The sequence below is a fragment of the Pseudomonas sp. A25(2017) genome (genome assembly GCF_002001065.1).
In the GTDB taxonomy this organism is placed as follows: Bacteria; Pseudomonadota; Gammaproteobacteria; order Pseudomonadales; family Pseudomonadaceae; genus Aquipseudomonas; species Aquipseudomonas kilonensis.
Window position 1 is genome coordinate 1 of the sequence record NZ_MUOA01000023.1, and the last position, 13,352, is coordinate 13,352.

At 60.8% G+C, this 13,352-nt stretch carries 16 protein-coding genes and 1 pseudogene; 1 reads left to right on the top strand and 16 read right to left on the bottom strand.

Annotated elements, in window-relative coordinates; all coding sequences use genetic code 11:
* The 15 genes and pseudogenes from B0E42_RS29435 to B0E42_RS00290 all read right to left on the bottom strand — a co-directional run.
* A pseudogene (locus tag B0E42_RS29435) lies at nucleotides 1-164 on the bottom strand (radical SAM protein); the annotation flags it as partial.
* Nucleotides 165-317: 153 nt separating this feature from the next.
* On the bottom strand, nucleotides 318-956 hold the full coding sequence (locus B0E42_RS00225; protein WP_003204240.1) for a TetR/AcrR family transcriptional regulator: 639 nt from the start codon (nucleotides 954-956) through the stop codon (nucleotides 318-320).
* A 384-nt stretch (nucleotides 957-1,340) separates the two neighbouring features.
* The gene (locus B0E42_RS00230) at nucleotides 1,341-2,135 is read right to left on the bottom strand and encodes a TatD family hydrolase (RefSeq protein WP_077505178.1); all 795 of its coding nucleotides are present in this window, start codon (nucleotides 2,133-2,135) and stop codon (nucleotides 1,341-1,343) included.
* A gap of 11 nt (nucleotides 2,136-2,146) precedes the next feature.
* On the bottom strand, nucleotides 2,147-2,503 hold the full coding sequence (locus B0E42_RS00235; RefSeq protein ID WP_053180946.1) for a PilZ domain-containing protein: 357 nt from the start codon (nucleotides 2,501-2,503) through the stop codon (nucleotides 2,147-2,149).
* 42 nt (nucleotides 2,504-2,545) lie between these two features.
* Nucleotides 2,546-3,532: a DNA polymerase III subunit delta' gene (locus B0E42_RS00240; protein ID WP_077505180.1), complete on the bottom strand. Its 987-nt coding sequence runs from the start codon at nucleotides 3,530-3,532 to the stop codon at nucleotides 2,546-2,548.
* The gene (tmk, locus tag B0E42_RS00245; protein ID WP_018613575.1) at nucleotides 3,525-4,157 is read right to left on the bottom strand and encodes a dTMP kinase; all 633 of its coding nucleotides are present in this window, start codon (nucleotides 4,155-4,157) and stop codon (nucleotides 3,525-3,527) included. The genes B0E42_RS00240 and tmk overlap by 8 nt, the downstream gene beginning before the upstream one ends.
* 19 nt (nucleotides 4,158-4,176) lie before the next feature.
* Complete coding sequence (gene mltG / locus B0E42_RS00250) at nucleotides 4,177-5,337, bottom strand: endolytic transglycosylase MltG (protein WP_033062933.1); 1,161 nt, start codon at nucleotides 5,335-5,337, stop codon at nucleotides 4,177-4,179.
* Between the two features lie 3 nt (nucleotides 5,338-5,340).
* Complete coding sequence (gene pabC, locus B0E42_RS00255) at nucleotides 5,341-6,156, bottom strand: aminodeoxychorismate lyase (RefSeq protein ID WP_053180952.1); 816 nt, start codon at nucleotides 6,154-6,156, stop codon at nucleotides 5,341-5,343.
* Nucleotides 6,156-7,400 carry a beta-ketoacyl-ACP synthase II gene (fabF, locus tag B0E42_RS00260; protein ID WP_018613569.1) on the bottom strand — a complete coding sequence of 415 codons (1,245 nt, stop codon included), beginning with the start codon at nucleotides 7,398-7,400 and terminating at the stop codon, nucleotides 6,156-6,158. The genes pabC and fabF overlap by 1 nt, the downstream gene beginning before the upstream one ends.
* 108 nt (nucleotides 7,401-7,508) lie before the next feature.
* Nucleotides 7,509-7,745: an acyl carrier protein gene (gene acpP / locus B0E42_RS00265; protein ID WP_003175607.1), complete on the bottom strand. Its 237-nt coding sequence runs from the start codon at nucleotides 7,743-7,745 to the stop codon at nucleotides 7,509-7,511.
* A gap of 191 nt (nucleotides 7,746-7,936) precedes the next feature.
* Nucleotides 7,937-8,680, bottom strand: a complete 744-nt coding sequence (fabG, locus tag B0E42_RS00270; protein WP_018613558.1) for a 3-oxoacyl-ACP reductase FabG — start codon at nucleotides 8,678-8,680, stop codon at nucleotides 7,937-7,939.
* A gap of 15 nt (nucleotides 8,681-8,695) precedes the next feature.
* Nucleotides 8,696-9,634, bottom strand: a complete 939-nt coding sequence (gene fabD / locus B0E42_RS00275; RefSeq protein ID WP_033062931.1) for an ACP S-malonyltransferase — start codon at nucleotides 9,632-9,634, stop codon at nucleotides 8,696-8,698.
* Nucleotides 9,635-9,757: 123 nt separating this feature from the next.
* Nucleotides 9,758-10,768 (bottom strand): phosphate acyltransferase PlsX, encoded by a 1,011-nt coding sequence (gene plsX, locus B0E42_RS00280; RefSeq protein WP_074849429.1) that lies wholly within the window; start codon nucleotides 10,766-10,768, stop codon nucleotides 9,758-9,760.
* A gap of 4 nt (nucleotides 10,769-10,772) precedes the next feature.
* A complete protein-coding gene (gene rpmF, locus B0E42_RS00285) occupies nucleotides 10,773-10,955 on the bottom strand; it encodes a 50S ribosomal protein L32 (RefSeq protein WP_003179396.1) in 183 nt (60 codons plus the stop codon).
* 13 nt (nucleotides 10,956-10,968) lie between these two features.
* Complete coding sequence (locus B0E42_RS00290; protein ID WP_018613526.1) at nucleotides 10,969-11,496, bottom strand: YceD family protein; 528 nt, start codon at nucleotides 11,494-11,496, stop codon at nucleotides 10,969-10,971.
* A 105-nt stretch (nucleotides 11,497-11,601) separates the two neighbouring features.
* Here B0E42_RS00290 and B0E42_RS00295 point away from each other — a divergent pair, with 105 nt between their 5' ends.
* Nucleotides 11,602-12,180 carry a nucleoside triphosphate pyrophosphatase gene (locus B0E42_RS00295; RefSeq protein ID WP_077505182.1) on the top strand — a complete coding sequence of 193 codons (579 nt, stop codon included), beginning with the start codon at nucleotides 11,602-11,604 and terminating at the stop codon, nucleotides 12,178-12,180.
* A 163-nt stretch (nucleotides 12,181-12,343) separates the two neighbouring features.
* Here B0E42_RS00295 and sppA read toward each other — a convergent pair whose 3' ends face one another.
* Complete coding sequence (gene sppA, locus B0E42_RS00300) at nucleotides 12,344-13,333, bottom strand: signal peptide peptidase SppA (RefSeq protein WP_018613523.1); 990 nt, start codon at nucleotides 13,331-13,333, stop codon at nucleotides 12,344-12,346.
* Between the last annotated feature and the right edge of the window lie 19 nt (nucleotides 13,334-13,352).

The window sequence follows — 13,352 nt, forward strand, 5'->3', positions numbered from 1 at the left end:
ATCAAATAGGCTACGCCACGCGCCATGGCCTCGGCCGACAGTTCATCCTGCGCAGCCACCAACCGCTTGCCGTCAGGCACGCAGTAGGTACAGGCGTAATTGCAGGCGGAGGTCAGGCTTATCCGCAGATTACGGAAACGCCTGCCTTGACGGTCAACGATCATGGATCACTCCGGCACGAGAAAAATCGGACTCGCGAAAATTGACCTAGAAATCAAGATTCCGCAAGACCCAAGCCTGAGTATATTACTGGGACACTGCGCCATGTAAGCGGACATGGCGCAATAAGACAGCTGAATGTCTTGGCCTGTGCGGCCTTAGCTGCTCGGGACGTCGGTATCGCGCTTGCGCTTGTTGCCCATGCGCACGCCGATGTCCATCAGGAACTGGAAGAAACCTTCCTGGTCTTCCAGCACGTTGCTCCAGAACGGCGAGTGATACAGCGCCACCGCACCGTGCACCAGCGCCCAGGCAGCGCAGTAATGGAAATAAGGCGGCACGTCTTCGAGCTTGCCTTCGCTGATCCGGCCCTTGATCAGCAGGGTCAGGCGTTCGAAGTTCGAGGCGCGGATCTTGTGCAGCTCCTCGACCATTTCCGGCACCTGGTTGCCCTTGACCACCTTCTCTTCCAGGCGATCGAACAAGCGGTAGCGCTGCGGGTCGCGCATGCGGAACTCGAAGTAGGCCCGGGACAGGGCCTCCTTGTCCTTGTCCACATCGGCCGAGTGCAGCAGCTCGTTCAAATCGCGTTCGTAGTCGAGCATCAGGCGCAGGTAGATCTCCGCCTTGGATTTGAAATGTTTATAAATCGTGCCTTTGCCGATACCCACGGCATCCGCAATCATCTCGACGGTGACACTGTCTTCACCCTGGTCGAGGAACAACTTGAGCGCGGTGTCGAGAATTTCCTGCTCGCGGCGGCGAAACTCACGGACCTTACGGGGTTCTTTGTGCATAAGAAAAAGGTCTGAAGGGTCAAAATTCGAAGCCGGGTATTATGCCTAACTTACGCAAAAATGCACGGATCATCCGTTCTCGGCCACTGTTCTTCACAAAACCGTACCCACCCGGCTCGCCGTTTCTCACGCCAATGCGCCGCGCCTGCGAGCTTTGGCGACAGTGAGAACTTATCCGAAGCGAGCGTATTCCAAATTTGTTTAAAAACCGCCCCGGCCAGACTGGACGGGTTGGCATACTGATCAATACTTGAACTGTCGGCGCGACATCTCCCCCAAGTGACGCGCTGATGAAGGTACCAACGGACCGCGTACCTTTGTTTTACTCCTAATGGTCTTAACCCGGATTCACCCCCCAGAACCCGGGTTTTTTTTGCATGGAATTCAGGCTTGCGCCGCACGCACATGAGCCAGCGGAAACAATTGCTTAAAATTTTCCGTCGTCTGCTCGGCAAACCGTTCGTAGGACTCACCGCGCAGCATCGCCAGAAACTCTGCCACTTCCCGTACGTATTGCGGAAGGTTCGGCTTGCCACGATAGGGAATGGGCGCCAGGTAAGGCGAGTCGGTCTCCACCAACAGCCGATCAGCCGGCACCTTGCTGGCAACGTCGCGCAATGCATCGGCATTGCGGAACGTGACAATCCCGGACAAGGAAATGTAATAGCCCATGTCCAGGGCGGCCTTGGCCATGTCCCAGTCTTCGGTGAAGCAATGCAGCACCCCGGCCTGGGGCAGCGCGGCGTCACGCAGCAAGGCCAGGGTGTCGGCCCGGGCGCCACGGGTGTGGATGATCACCGGCTTGCCGGTTTGCCGGGCGGCCTCCAGGTGCAGCCGGAACGACGCCTGCTGCACGTCGGCGGCTTCCGGTTCGTAGTGATAGTCCAGGCCGGTTTCGCCGATGGCGACTACCCGTGGATGGTCCAGCTCACGCAACAGCCAATCGAGCGCCGGCGCGGCGTCGGGCTGGACATCCAGTGGGTGGACACCGACCGAGCAATCGACATCGGCATAACGTTCGGCCAGCGCCTTGACGTCGGCGGCGTTGTCGACGCTGACGCCAATGCACAGGAAATGACCGACACCCCGTTCACGGGCCGCGTCCAGCGCAGCATCCAGGGAGCCGCCATGGGCAGCGAGGTCGAGACGGTCAAGGTGACAATGGGAATCTACAAGCATAAAAGGCCGGGCTACATCGTATGAGTGGGACGGTCGGACTTCAGCGAGCCGGCCAAGTGGGTTTCGATCTGATTGCGGGCGGAATTGTCGCCGTCGCTGAATTGCACGCCGACGCCGGCGGCCCTGTTGCCCTGGGCGCCTTTGGGAGTTATCCAGATCACCTTGCCGGCGACCGGGATCTTTTCCGATTCATCCATCAGGCTCAAGAGCATGAACACTTCATCACCCAAGCGATAATTCTTGTTGGTTGGAATGAACAGGCCGCCGTTCTTGATGAAGGGCATGTAGGCGGCGTAGAGCACCGACTTGTCCTTGATGGTCAGGGACAGGATGCCGTTGCGTGGCCCGGGACTGACAGGTTCGTTCATGCTGATCTCCGCTGCGATTGAGCTGAGTTTAGGCGGTACCTGTCAGTTTCGACCAGGCAAACTCGCCCACTGCACCAACAGCGCCTCGAGCAACAGCACCCGATTGAGGTTCGCTTTGCCCAACACCTTCTGACGTTGGGCAAGAATCCAGTCCTGGATGTTCAAGATTTTATCCTGGCTGCTTTTTTGCGCCAGGTACTGGATCACCTTGCGCATGTCCGCCAACCCCAGGCCAGTCTCGTCCTCGGTCAATTGGTAACGCAGGATCAGGCTCGACCAGTCGCAGAACCAGTCAAACAGCAAGAGCAACGGGATGGCGTTCCAGCCCTCGGCCAACTGCGTGGGGGATTGTTGCTGCTTGAGCAGTTTCTTGACCCCGTCCACCACCAAGGCCCGCTGCTCACGCACGCCCTGGGCCTGAAGGCTGACAGCCGCCAGGGGCGAGCCGGCCGCCAGGGTCAGCAGCTCGACACGCTCTTCGTCGCTGCTGTCGGGCAAGGCCTGGGCCAGCCACTGCAAGCTCATCGCCTCGCTCGGCAGCGGGCAGGCCTGTTGCACGCAGCGACTCTTGATGGTCGGCAGCAAGCGATTCGGCTGGTGGCTGACCAGCAACAGCACGGTGTCGCCAGAAGGTTCTTCGAGACTTTTAAGCAAGGCGTTGGCAGCGTTGATGTTCATCGACTCGACGGGCTCGATCAGCACCACCTTGCGCCCGCCCATCTGTGAGGTCTGGACCACGAAGCTGACCAGGTCCCGAACCTGGTCGACCTTGATCGCCTTGTCCGCCTCTTCCGGTTCCAGCACATAATTGTCGGGATGGCTGCCGGCCCTGAGCAGCAGGCAGGACTTGCACTCGCCACAGGCGTTCGAGACACCCGGACGCTGGCACAGCAGGCTGGCCATCAGGCGCTCGGCCAGTGCCCGCTTGCCGATGCCGGCCGGGCCATGCAACAGATAGGCATGGGCATGCTGGGCACGACCGGCCAGTTGCTGCCAGAGGCTGTCTTGCCAGGGATAGGCTTCAGCCACGGACACGCTCCAGCAAACGCGGCAGCAAGCCGTCCAGGGACTGTTGGACCTGAGCCAGCGGTTGCGCCGCATCGATCAGCAGGTAACGCGCCGGATCGGCCTTGGCGCGACTCAGGAAGGCACTGCGCACGGCGTTGAAGAAAGCCTGGCCCTCAAGCTCGAAACGATCCAGCCGACCACGGGCACTGGCGCGGGCCAGGCCGATTTCCACCGGCAGGTCGAACACCAGGGTCAGGTCTGGTCGCAGGTCACCCTGGACGAAGGTTTCCAACGCGGCGATGCGCTCCACGGACAAGCCCCGGCCGCCGCCCTGGTAGGCATAGGTCGAATCGGTAAAACGATCGCAGAGCACCACCGCGCCGCGGGCCAGCGCCGGGCGAATCACCTCGGCCAGATGCTGTGCCCTGGCCGCGAACACCAGCAACAGCTCGGTGTCGGGGTTCATGACCTCTTCAATGGGTGCCAGCAGCACCTCGCGAATTCGCTCGGCCAGCGGCGTACCGCCCGGCTCGCGGGTCAACACCACCTCGATGCCGGCAGCCCGCAGGCGTTCGGCCAGGTATTCGCGGTTAGTGCTCTTGCCGGCGCCTTCCGGGCCTTCCAGCGTTATAAACAAGCCAGTCACGGGCGATCCTTAATCAAAGTCATTGCGGGCTCGGCGGCTCGCTGGCATCCGGTTCGGGAGCAGGCACTTGGGGCGGCACCTGGGGTACAGCGTCGGGCGCCGTGTCGGGTGATGCCGCGGGAATGGGTGCCTGTTCGTCCGGCGTTGCCGGGGCCGGGCTGGAGCGGTAATCGGCACGGCGCTTGAGTTGGAATTCACGCACCGCGTTGTTGTGCGACTCCAGGTCATCGGAAAACACGTGGCTGCCGTCACCGCGCGCGACGAAGTAAAGGCTGTTGCCCGACACCGGGTTCAATGCCGCATGAATCGCTTCGCGCCCCACCATCGCAATCGGCGTCGGCGGCAAGCCCGGGATCAGGTAGGTGTTATAGGGGTTCTCTTCTTTCAGATGGGCGCGGGTGAGTTTGCCGGTGTAGCGCTCGCCCAGGCCATAGATCACCGTGGGGTCGGTCTGCAGCAGCATGCCCAAGCGCATGCGCCGCACAAAGACGCCGGCAATCTGCCCGCGTTCCTGGGGCACACCGGTTTCCTTCTCCACCAGGGACGCCATGATCAGCGCCTGATATGGCTGGGTGTAAGGCACATCGGCGGCACGTTGCGCCCACTCCTTGGCGAGCACGTCTTCCAGGCGGTCGTAGGCTTTTTGCAGCAGGTCGACATCCGAGGTGCCGCGCACGAAGCGATAGGTGTCCGGGAAGAACCGGCCTTCGGGAAATATCCCGGAGTGACCAAGACGGTCCATGACCTGGCTGTCGCTCAGGCCGGTGAGGGTCTGCTGGAGCTTTTCATCCTTGGCCAGTGCGGCGCGCACCTGGCGGAAGTTCCAGCCCTCCACCAGCGTTACGCTGTACTGCACCACTTCGCCGCGCTTCCAGACACCGATCAGACCTTCCATGGTCATGCCCGGCACCATCCGATATTCACCGGAGTGCAACGGCTGGCCAGCGAGATTGAAGCGCCAATAGATCCGCAGCCAGAAAGCGTCCTTGATCAGGCCATCGGCTTCGAGGCGCTTGAGGGTTCCGGTCGGAGTGGTCCCGTTGGGCACGTCCAGCAATTCTTCCTGGGTGATGTTCAGCGGCTGTTGCAGCGCCGAATGAATCTTCCAGGCCGAAGCGCCCAACAACAGCCCTGCCAGAACCAGTCCGATCTCCAGCAGCAGCAAGAATTTACGTCTCACGAATCAAACATCCAATAGCGCACGGGCAAGGGTTTGCAGTTTACGGGTGAGCGGGCCAACCGACCAGCGCGCCGAACCGCATCCGCGTACCGGCCACACGCCATAAACGCTGTTGCAGACAAAGACTTCATCAGCCTGGTGCAGCTGTTCGAGACTGATGTCCGTGATTTGCGTGGCGATGCCCAGGGACTTGGCTTGAAACAATAATTCTGCGCGCATCACGCCGGCCACGCCGCAACGGCTCAGGTCCGCCGTGAACAACACGCCATCGCGCACCAGGAACAGGTTGCTGAACACACCTTCGATCACCCGCCCGGACGTATCCAGCATCAGGCCTTCGGCGTACTGCCCATCGCTCCATTCGGCACGAGCCAGCACTTGTTCCAGGCGATTGAGGTGCTTGAGGCCGGCGAGCAAGGGCTGCTCGGACAACCGCACGCTGCAAGGAAACAGCAGAACGCCTTGTTCGGCATGGGCGGCGGGATAAGCGGCTGGTGGGTTCCCTTGCAGGATGCGCCGGGCCGGGGTCGAGGGATCTGCGGCATAACCGCGCAGACTGTCGCCACGGGTCACGATCAGCTTCAGCACGCCGGCGTCCAGGCACCGGGCATAGGTATTCAGCTCGGCGCTCAACGCGCTCATGTCGACGTTGAGCGCCAACCGCCGGCAACCGGTTTCCAGGCGTTGCAGGTGACGCTCCAGCAATACTGGCGCGCCATCGTGCACGGCGAGGGTCTCGAACAACCCATCGCCGTAAGCCAGGCCGCGATCTTTCAGCGACAGGACGTCGGCCGGCTGACCGTCGACCCAGCTTTCCATCAACCGGCGAACCGGCGGAACACCAGCGAACCGTTGGTCCCGCCAAAGCCGAAGGAGTTGGACAGCACCACATCGATGTCCATGCTGCGGGCAGTGTGCGGCACGAAGTCCAGGTCGCAGCCTTCGTCCGGCTCATCAAGGTTGATGGTCGGCGGCGCTGTCTGGCTGTTGATCGCCAGGACGCTGAAGATCGCTTCCACCGCCCCTGCCGCACCCAGCAGGTGACCGGTCATGGACTTGGTCGAACTGACCGCCAGCTTGTACGCATGTTCGCCGAACACGGTCTTGATCGCCTGGGCTTCGGCCAGGTCGCCGGCCGGGGTCGAAGTGCCGTGGGCGTTGATGTACTGCACCTGCTCGCCGTTGAGTTTCGCATCACGCAAGGCGTTGGCGATGCAACGGGCAGCACCGGCGCCATCGGCCGGTGGCGACGTCATGTGGTACGCATCGCCACTGGTGCCAAAGCCGATCAGCTCCGCATAGATGGTCGCGCCGCGCGCCTTGGCGTGCTCCAGCTCCTCGAGCACCAGCGCACCGGCACCGTCGGACAACACGAAGCCATCGCGGCCCTTGTCCCACGGCCGGCTCGCGCGGGCGGGCTCGTCGTTGCGGGTCGACAGCGCGCGGGAAGCGCCAAAGCCACCCATGCCCAGGCCGCAAGCCGCCATCTCGGCGCCACCGGCGATCATCACGTCGGCTTCGTCGTACATGATGTTGCGCGCGGCCATGCCGATGCAGTGGGTACCGGTGGTGCACGCCGTGGCAATGGCGTAGTTGGGTCCCTGGGCACCCAGGTGGATGGACAGGAAACCGGAAATCATGTTGATGATCGAGCCCGGCACGAAGAACGGAGAAATCCGTCGCGGCCCCGATTCGTGCAGCGTGCGGCTGGTTTCTTCGATATTGGTCAAGCCGCCAATACCCGAACCCATGGCCACGCCGATGCGTTCACGGTTGGCGTCGGTGACTTCCAGCCCGGCGTTGCGCACTGCCTGGAAACCGGCTGCCAAGCCGTATTGAATGAACAGGTCAAGCTTGCGAGCTTCCTTGACCGACAGGTATTCCTCGACATTGAAGCCCTTTACCGAGCCGCCAAAACGGGTGGAATAGGCAGAAAGGTCGGTGTGTTCGATCAGACCAATGCCACTGCGGCCAGCCAGAATGCCCTGCCAACTGCTCGGCACATCCGTGCCCAGTGGCGACAACATACCCATACCGGTGACTACGACGCGTCTACGCGACACAGCACTCTCCTTTTTCTAATGACGACTTTGCATCAGGCCTAAAGAAAAAACCGCACGCCGTGATGGCAGTGCGGTTTTTCCATGACAGCTAGCGACGACTAAAAACGATTACGCCTGGTGGCTGGTAACGTAGTCGATAGCAGCTTGTACAGTAGTGATCTTCTCAGCTTCTTCGTCAGGAATCTCGGTCTCGAATTCCTCTTCCAGAGCCATCACCAGCTCAACAGTGTCAAGGGAGTCGGCACCCAGGTCTTCAACGAAGGAAGCGGTGTTCACAACTTCTTCTTCTTTAACGCCCAGTTGCTCGGCAACGATTTTCTTGACGCGCTCTTCGATGGTGCTCATACCTTGTTTTCACTCCTAATGGACAAATTCAGGCAGCTGGCCAGTGGGTAAGTGTATAGAAGAACTTTTCGGTTTTTCAACCGAAAGCTTCACTCCTCAAACCCTGCGGCCCGCCGTCTATAAATTGATTGCAGCTTTATAACGGATTTTAGACAGCTCGTATGACATTTTTTTGAAGCAATCCGTCACATTTAACTCATGTACATCCCGCCGTTTACCGGGATTGTAGCCCCGGTCACGTATGCCGCACCGTCCGATGCAAGAAAAGCGACCACGGACGCGATTTCTTGAGCTTGCCCCAGACGACCCAGCGGAATCTGCGTCAACAAGGCTTCACGCTGTGCTTCTGGCAGTTCACGGGTCATGTCGGTGTCGATGAAACCCGGTGCAACCGAGTTTACCGTAATCGAGCGCGAACCCACTTCACGCGCCAGCGCACGGCTGAAACCTTCCAGACCGGCCTTCGCCGCAGCATAGTTTACTTGGCCTGCGTTGCCCATGGCACCCACAACCGAACCGATACTGATAATTCGACCCCAGCGAGCCTTGGTCATGCCACGCAAAACGCCCTTGGACAGCCGATACAGGCTGTTCAGGTTGGTGTCGACGACGTCGAACCATTCGTCATCTTTCATGCGCATCATCAGGTTATCGCGGGTGATACCGGCATTATTGACCAGGATCGCCGGCGCACCGAACTGCTCCTGAATGCTTGCCAGCACCGCCGCAACGGATTCGTCGCTGGTGACGTTCAGCTCAAGGCCGGTGCCTTGGATGCCGTTTTCCTTCAGGGTCGCAGCGATACGCTCGGCGCCCGAAGCGGACGTCGCGGTGCCGATAACGATGGCGCCTTGACGACCCAGTTCCAGGGCGATGGCCTGGCCGATGCCACGGCTTGCACCGGTCACCAGTGCAACTTTACCTTGCAGACTCATGCAAGCTTCTCCTGTTCAGGCCTGCGCTGCACGGGCGGCAGCGAAGGCGTCTGGGGTGTTGAGGTTGGAAGTCGACACGCCTTCGGCGCAGCGTTTGTTCAGGCCTGCCAGCACTTTGCCAGGGCCGCATTCGACCAGCTCGGTCGCGCCCTTGGCCGCCAGGGTCTGCACCGATTCGACCCAGCGAACCGGCTTGTAGAGTTGCTCCAGCAGATCACGCTTGAGGGTCTCGAGATCCGGCGCCACGCTGGCACTGACGTTCTGCACCACAGGGATCTGCGGGGCCTTCCAGTCGATGGCGGCGATGGATTCGGCAAAGCGCTCGGCAGCCGGACGCATCAGCTCGCAGTGCGACGGCACGCTGACCGGCAACGGCATGGCGCGCTTGGCACCACGGGCCTTGCAGCCCTCGATGGCACGCTCGACAGCGGCCTTGGCGCCGGCGATGACCACTTGGCCCGGGGAGTTGAAGTTCACCGCACTGACCACATCGCCTTGCGCCGCTTCGGCACAGGCGGCCAGCACATCGGCGTCTTCCAGGCCGAGGATCGCGGCCATGCCGCCCTGCCCGGCCGGAACCGCTTCCTGCATCAACTGGCCACGACGCTCCACCAGTTTCACCGCGTCGCCCAGGCTCAGGCTGCCAGCGGCTACGAGGGCGCTGTATTCGCCCAGGCTGTGACCGGCAACGAATGCCGGGCGCGCGCCGCCTTCAGCCAGCCACAGGCGCCACAATGCGATCGAGGCGGTCAGAATGGCTGGTTGGGTTTTATCGGTTTGATTGAGGCGCTCTTCCGGCCCTTGCTGGGTCAGTGCCCAGAGGTCATAGCCGAGCGCAGCGGAAGCTTCTTTGAATGTTTCGAGGATCAGCGGGTATTGCGCGCCCAGCTCGGCCAGCATGCCGAGGGACTGCGAGCCCTGTCCTGGAAAGACGAATGCGAGGGAAGCAGACATGAAAACAAAGCCCCTAATGATCTTGTCGTCAAAAATTGACGCCCCTGGGGGCGTTAGCAAACTGAAAGTTGGATGGCGGCTTGAACCGACCGGTCACATTTAAGCATTGTCGGACGAAAACGCCTAAGTTAACAAATCCTCGAGGCGACCACGCAAGCGCTCCGGCAGGTTTTCCTGGATCTCGATCACTGCCCGGTTGATCGCGCTCTGGAACCCCTGCACGCCCGCCGAACCGTGGCTCTTGATCACGATTCCCTGCAACCCGAGAAAACTCGCACCGTTGTGCCGCGCCGGCGCCAGGTCGGCCTGCAACCGACGCATCAACGGCAGTGCCAGGGCGCCAACTACCCGCGAGGCGAAGCCCTGCTTGAACAAGGCCTCGATGCGCTGGCCGATCATGGTCGCCAGGCCTTCGCTGGACTTGAGCAGGATATTGCCAACGAAGCCATCGCACACCACCACATCGGCCTCGCCACGGTACAAGCCATCGCCTTCGACGAAGCCGATGTAGTTGATGCCGCGCGCGCCCTGCAGCAGCGTGGCCGCCAGCTTGACCTGCTGGTTGCCCTTGATGTCTTCGGTGCCGATGTTCAGCAACGCCACACGAGGGCGCACGATGCCCAGGGTTTGCGCCGCGACCGAGCCCATCACCGCAAATTGCAGCAAATGCTCGGCACTGCAATCGACGTTGGCCCCCAGGTCGAGCAACTGGCAAAACCCACGCTGAGTCGGAATCGCCGCCACCATCGCCGGTCGGTCGATACCTGGCAAGGTCTTGAGTACGTAGCGCGACAGCGCCATCAGCGCACCGGTATTGCCGGCACTGACACATGCCTGGACCTTGCCATCGCGCAGCAGCTCAAGGGCCACCCGCATCGAGGCGTCAGGTTTGCCACGCAGGACCTGGGCCGGTTTTTCGTCCATGGTGATGATTTCGGACGCCGGGGCAATCGTCAGGCGCGCGCGATCGACAGCCGATTGGCCGCTGAGCATTTCTTCCAGGAGGGAGGGTTGACCGACGAGGGTCAGGTGCAGCGAGGGTGTAGCATTCAGACAAGCAAGGCTGGCCTGAACAATGCTGCGGGGACCGAAGTCCCCGCCCATTGCGTCAATCGCGATGACTTGAGCGGACAAGTGATTACTCGTCGGCGCCCTTGTCGATCACTTTACGGCCACGGTATACGCCTTCTGGCGATACGTGGTGACGCAGGTGAACTTCACCAGTGGTTTTTTCTACGGACAGGGTGCTAGCCTCGAGAGCGTCGTGCGAACGGCGCATGTCACGGGCAGAGCGGGATTTTTTGTTCTGCTGAACAGCCATAATTGATTAACTCCTAAACGTTTGGGTCACGCTTTAACTGCGCCAATACACTGAACGGGTTGGACCGCGTTACCTCGTCCTCGCTCGGTTCGGGCTCATCTGCTCCCGCCGGCTGCTGGCATTCTTCCGGATGATGAGCAGGCACAATGGGCAAGGCGAGCAGAAGCTCCTCCTCGATCAGTGACTGCAGATCCAATGGATCTTCGCCCAGTTCCAGCACGTCATAACCTTTCGGCAACGACTGGGTATTCGCACCCTCCTTCACCACGGCGTAACTGCATTCGCTGTGGATCGGCAGGGTGACCAGCTCAAGACAACGCTGGCAAACCATTTTGACTTCAGTGTCGATAAAGCTGTGGATTACCACAGATTTACGTTCATCTCGCTCAAAAACGAATTTGGCCTGGACCGTACCGACATCGTCGGAAAGCGGGTCGCAGAGTCTCTTCAAATTGGCCAGCAGCAGTTCACCTTGAAGGGTGGTGCCACGGTCAGCCAATTTGCGCGGGTCAACGTGAGGTGGAATCGGGTCATTCAACATAGGCGCAGCATTATAGGGATGCCCCCGGCCATGTCAAAGGAAATTCAGCCCTGTCCGTCACTTGCGCGCCTCGCTAGAATTCGCCCCTGCCTTTTGGAGCCGCCCATGCTGCCTTTATTACTTGCCTCAAGCTCGGTCTATCGCCGGGAATTGCTTGCCCGATTGGGACTGCCGTTCGTCTGCAGCTCACCCGACATCGACGAAAGCCATCGCCCCGGCGAGCCCGCCCTTGAACTGGTCAAGCGCCTGGCCCGGGAAAAAGCCCTGGCACTGGCCGACAGCCACCCGGCACACCTGATCATCGGTTCAGACCAGGTCGCCGTGCTCGGCGAACGCATCCTGGGCAAGCCTCACACCTTCGAGAACGCTCGCGAGCAACTGCTGGCTGCCAGCGGCACCAAGGTCACGTTCCTGACCGGCCTGGCACTGCTCAACAGCCAGACCGGCGCCTGCCAGGTCGACTGCATTCCGTTTACCGTCAACATGCGTACCCTGACCCCAGAGCGCGTCGAGCGCTACCTGCGGGCCGAGCAACCTTACGACTGCGCCGGCAGTTTCAAGGCCGAGGGACTTGGCGTGAGCCTGTTCCAGAGCACCGAAGGGCCGGACGCCACCAGCCTGATCGGCCTGCCACTGATTCGTCTTGTGGATATGTTGCTGGCCGAGGGCGTGCAGGTTCCCTGAGCCAACATACAACATGTGGCGAGGGGGGCTATTTGTGGGAGCAAGGCTTGCCCGCGATGCAGGCGCTGCGATGGTGCAGGCCAGCCGAGTTATCGCTCATCGCGAGCAAGCTTTGCTCCCACAGCAAATTTCCCCGCCACAGAAGATCGCGCGAAACAAGGAGCTAGCGCAGTGCAGGCCCCTGGAAACCCATCCACATCGCCAGATGCTCGGCAATGCTTGCCCCCAGCTTTTTCGAGAAGCGATCGAACGGCGACTCTTCGATCGTGAAGTCCACCAGGTCCTTCTGACCGATCACATCCCGCGCCACCGAACTGGCACTGCCCAAGCCGTCGATCAGGCCCAGCGGCAATGCCTGCTCCCCCGACCAGACCAGCCCGGAGAACAGCTCCGGATGCTCTTTGTCCTTCAGGCGCTCGCCCCGCCCCTTCTTGACGCTGGCAATGAACTGCTTGTGGGTCGTGTCGAGCACGCTCTGCCAAAAAGCGGCCTCTTCAGGCTTTTGCGGCTGGAACGGATCAAGGAAGGATTTATGCTCGCCGGAGGTATACACCCGACGCTCCACACCCAACTTCTCCATGGTCCCGACAAAGCCATAGCCGGCCGCCGTCACACCGATGGAGCCCACCAGGCTGGCCTTGTCGGCATAGATCTGGTCCGCCGCACTGGCAATGTAATAGGCACCGGAAGCACCGAGGTCGGAAATGACCGCATACACCTTGGTATTGGGGTGCAATGCGCGCAAGCGAACGATCTCGTCGTAAACGTACCCCGACTGCACCGGGCTACCGCCTGGACTGTTGATGCGCAGCACCACGCCCTTGACCTTCGAGTCCTCGAAGGCGGCCCGCAGGCTACCGACAATGTTGTCGGCACTGGCAGGCTCTTTGTCAGCGATCATGCCTTCGATATTGATCAAGGCGGTGTACGCCGAGCCGGCGACAGCGCTTTTTTCCATATCCATCAGCGGCGTGAACAGCGCCAACGCAACAAAGAGATAAGTAAAGGTCAGCAACTTGAAGAAGATGCCCCAGCGACGGGAGCGACGTTGTTCCTGCACGCTGGCGAGCAAGGTTTTTTCCAACAGCTTCCAGCTTTTGCCATCCTCGCTCTCGGCGCTCGCCTTGACGGGTGCTTTCCATTCATCGGTCATGCGTGAATCCCCAGCGAAA

What these genes read in the sequence shown, in the direction of transcription:
- B0E42_RS00225 (WP_003204240.1), bottom strand. Translation starts at nt 956, where the DNA reads ATGCACAAAGAACCCCGTAAGGTCCGTGAGTTTCGCCGCCGCGAGCAG.
- B0E42_RS00230 (WP_077505178.1), bottom strand. Translation starts at nt 2,135, where the DNA reads ATGCTTGTAGATTCCCATTGTCACCTTGACCGTCTCGACCTCGCTGCC.
- B0E42_RS00235 (WP_053180946.1), bottom strand. Translation starts at nt 2,503, where the DNA reads ATGAACGAACCTGTCAGTCCCGGGCCACGCAACGGCATCCTGTCCCTG.
- pabC (WP_053180952.1), bottom strand. Translation starts at nt 6,156, where the DNA reads ATGGAAAGCTGGGTCGACGGTCAGCCGGCCGACGTCCTGTCGCTGAAA.
- acpP (WP_003175607.1), bottom strand. Translation starts at nt 7,745, where the DNA reads ATGAGCACCATCGAAGAGCGCGTCAAGAAAATCGTTGCCGAGCAACTG.
- fabG (WP_018613558.1), bottom strand. Translation starts at nt 8,680, where the DNA reads ATGAGTCTGCAAGGTAAAGTTGCACTGGTGACCGGTGCAAGCCGTGGC.
- fabD (WP_033062931.1), bottom strand. Translation starts at nt 9,634, where the DNA reads ATGTCTGCTTCCCTCGCATTCGTCTTTCCAGGACAGGGCTCGCAGTCC.
- rpmF (WP_003179396.1), bottom strand. Translation starts at nt 10,955, where the DNA reads ATGGCTGTTCAGCAGAACAAAAAATCCCGCTCTGCCCGTGACATGCGC.
- B0E42_RS00290 (WP_018613526.1), bottom strand. Translation starts at nt 11,496, where the DNA reads ATGTTGAATGACCCGATTCCACCTCACGTTGACCCGCGCAAATTGGCT.
- B0E42_RS00295 (WP_077505182.1), top strand. Translation starts at nt 11,602, where the DNA reads ATGCTGCCTTTATTACTTGCCTCAAGCTCGGTCTATCGCCGGGAATTG.
- sppA (WP_018613523.1), bottom strand. Translation starts at nt 13,333, where the DNA reads ATGACCGATGAATGGAAAGCACCCGTCAAGGCGAGCGCCGAGAGCGAG.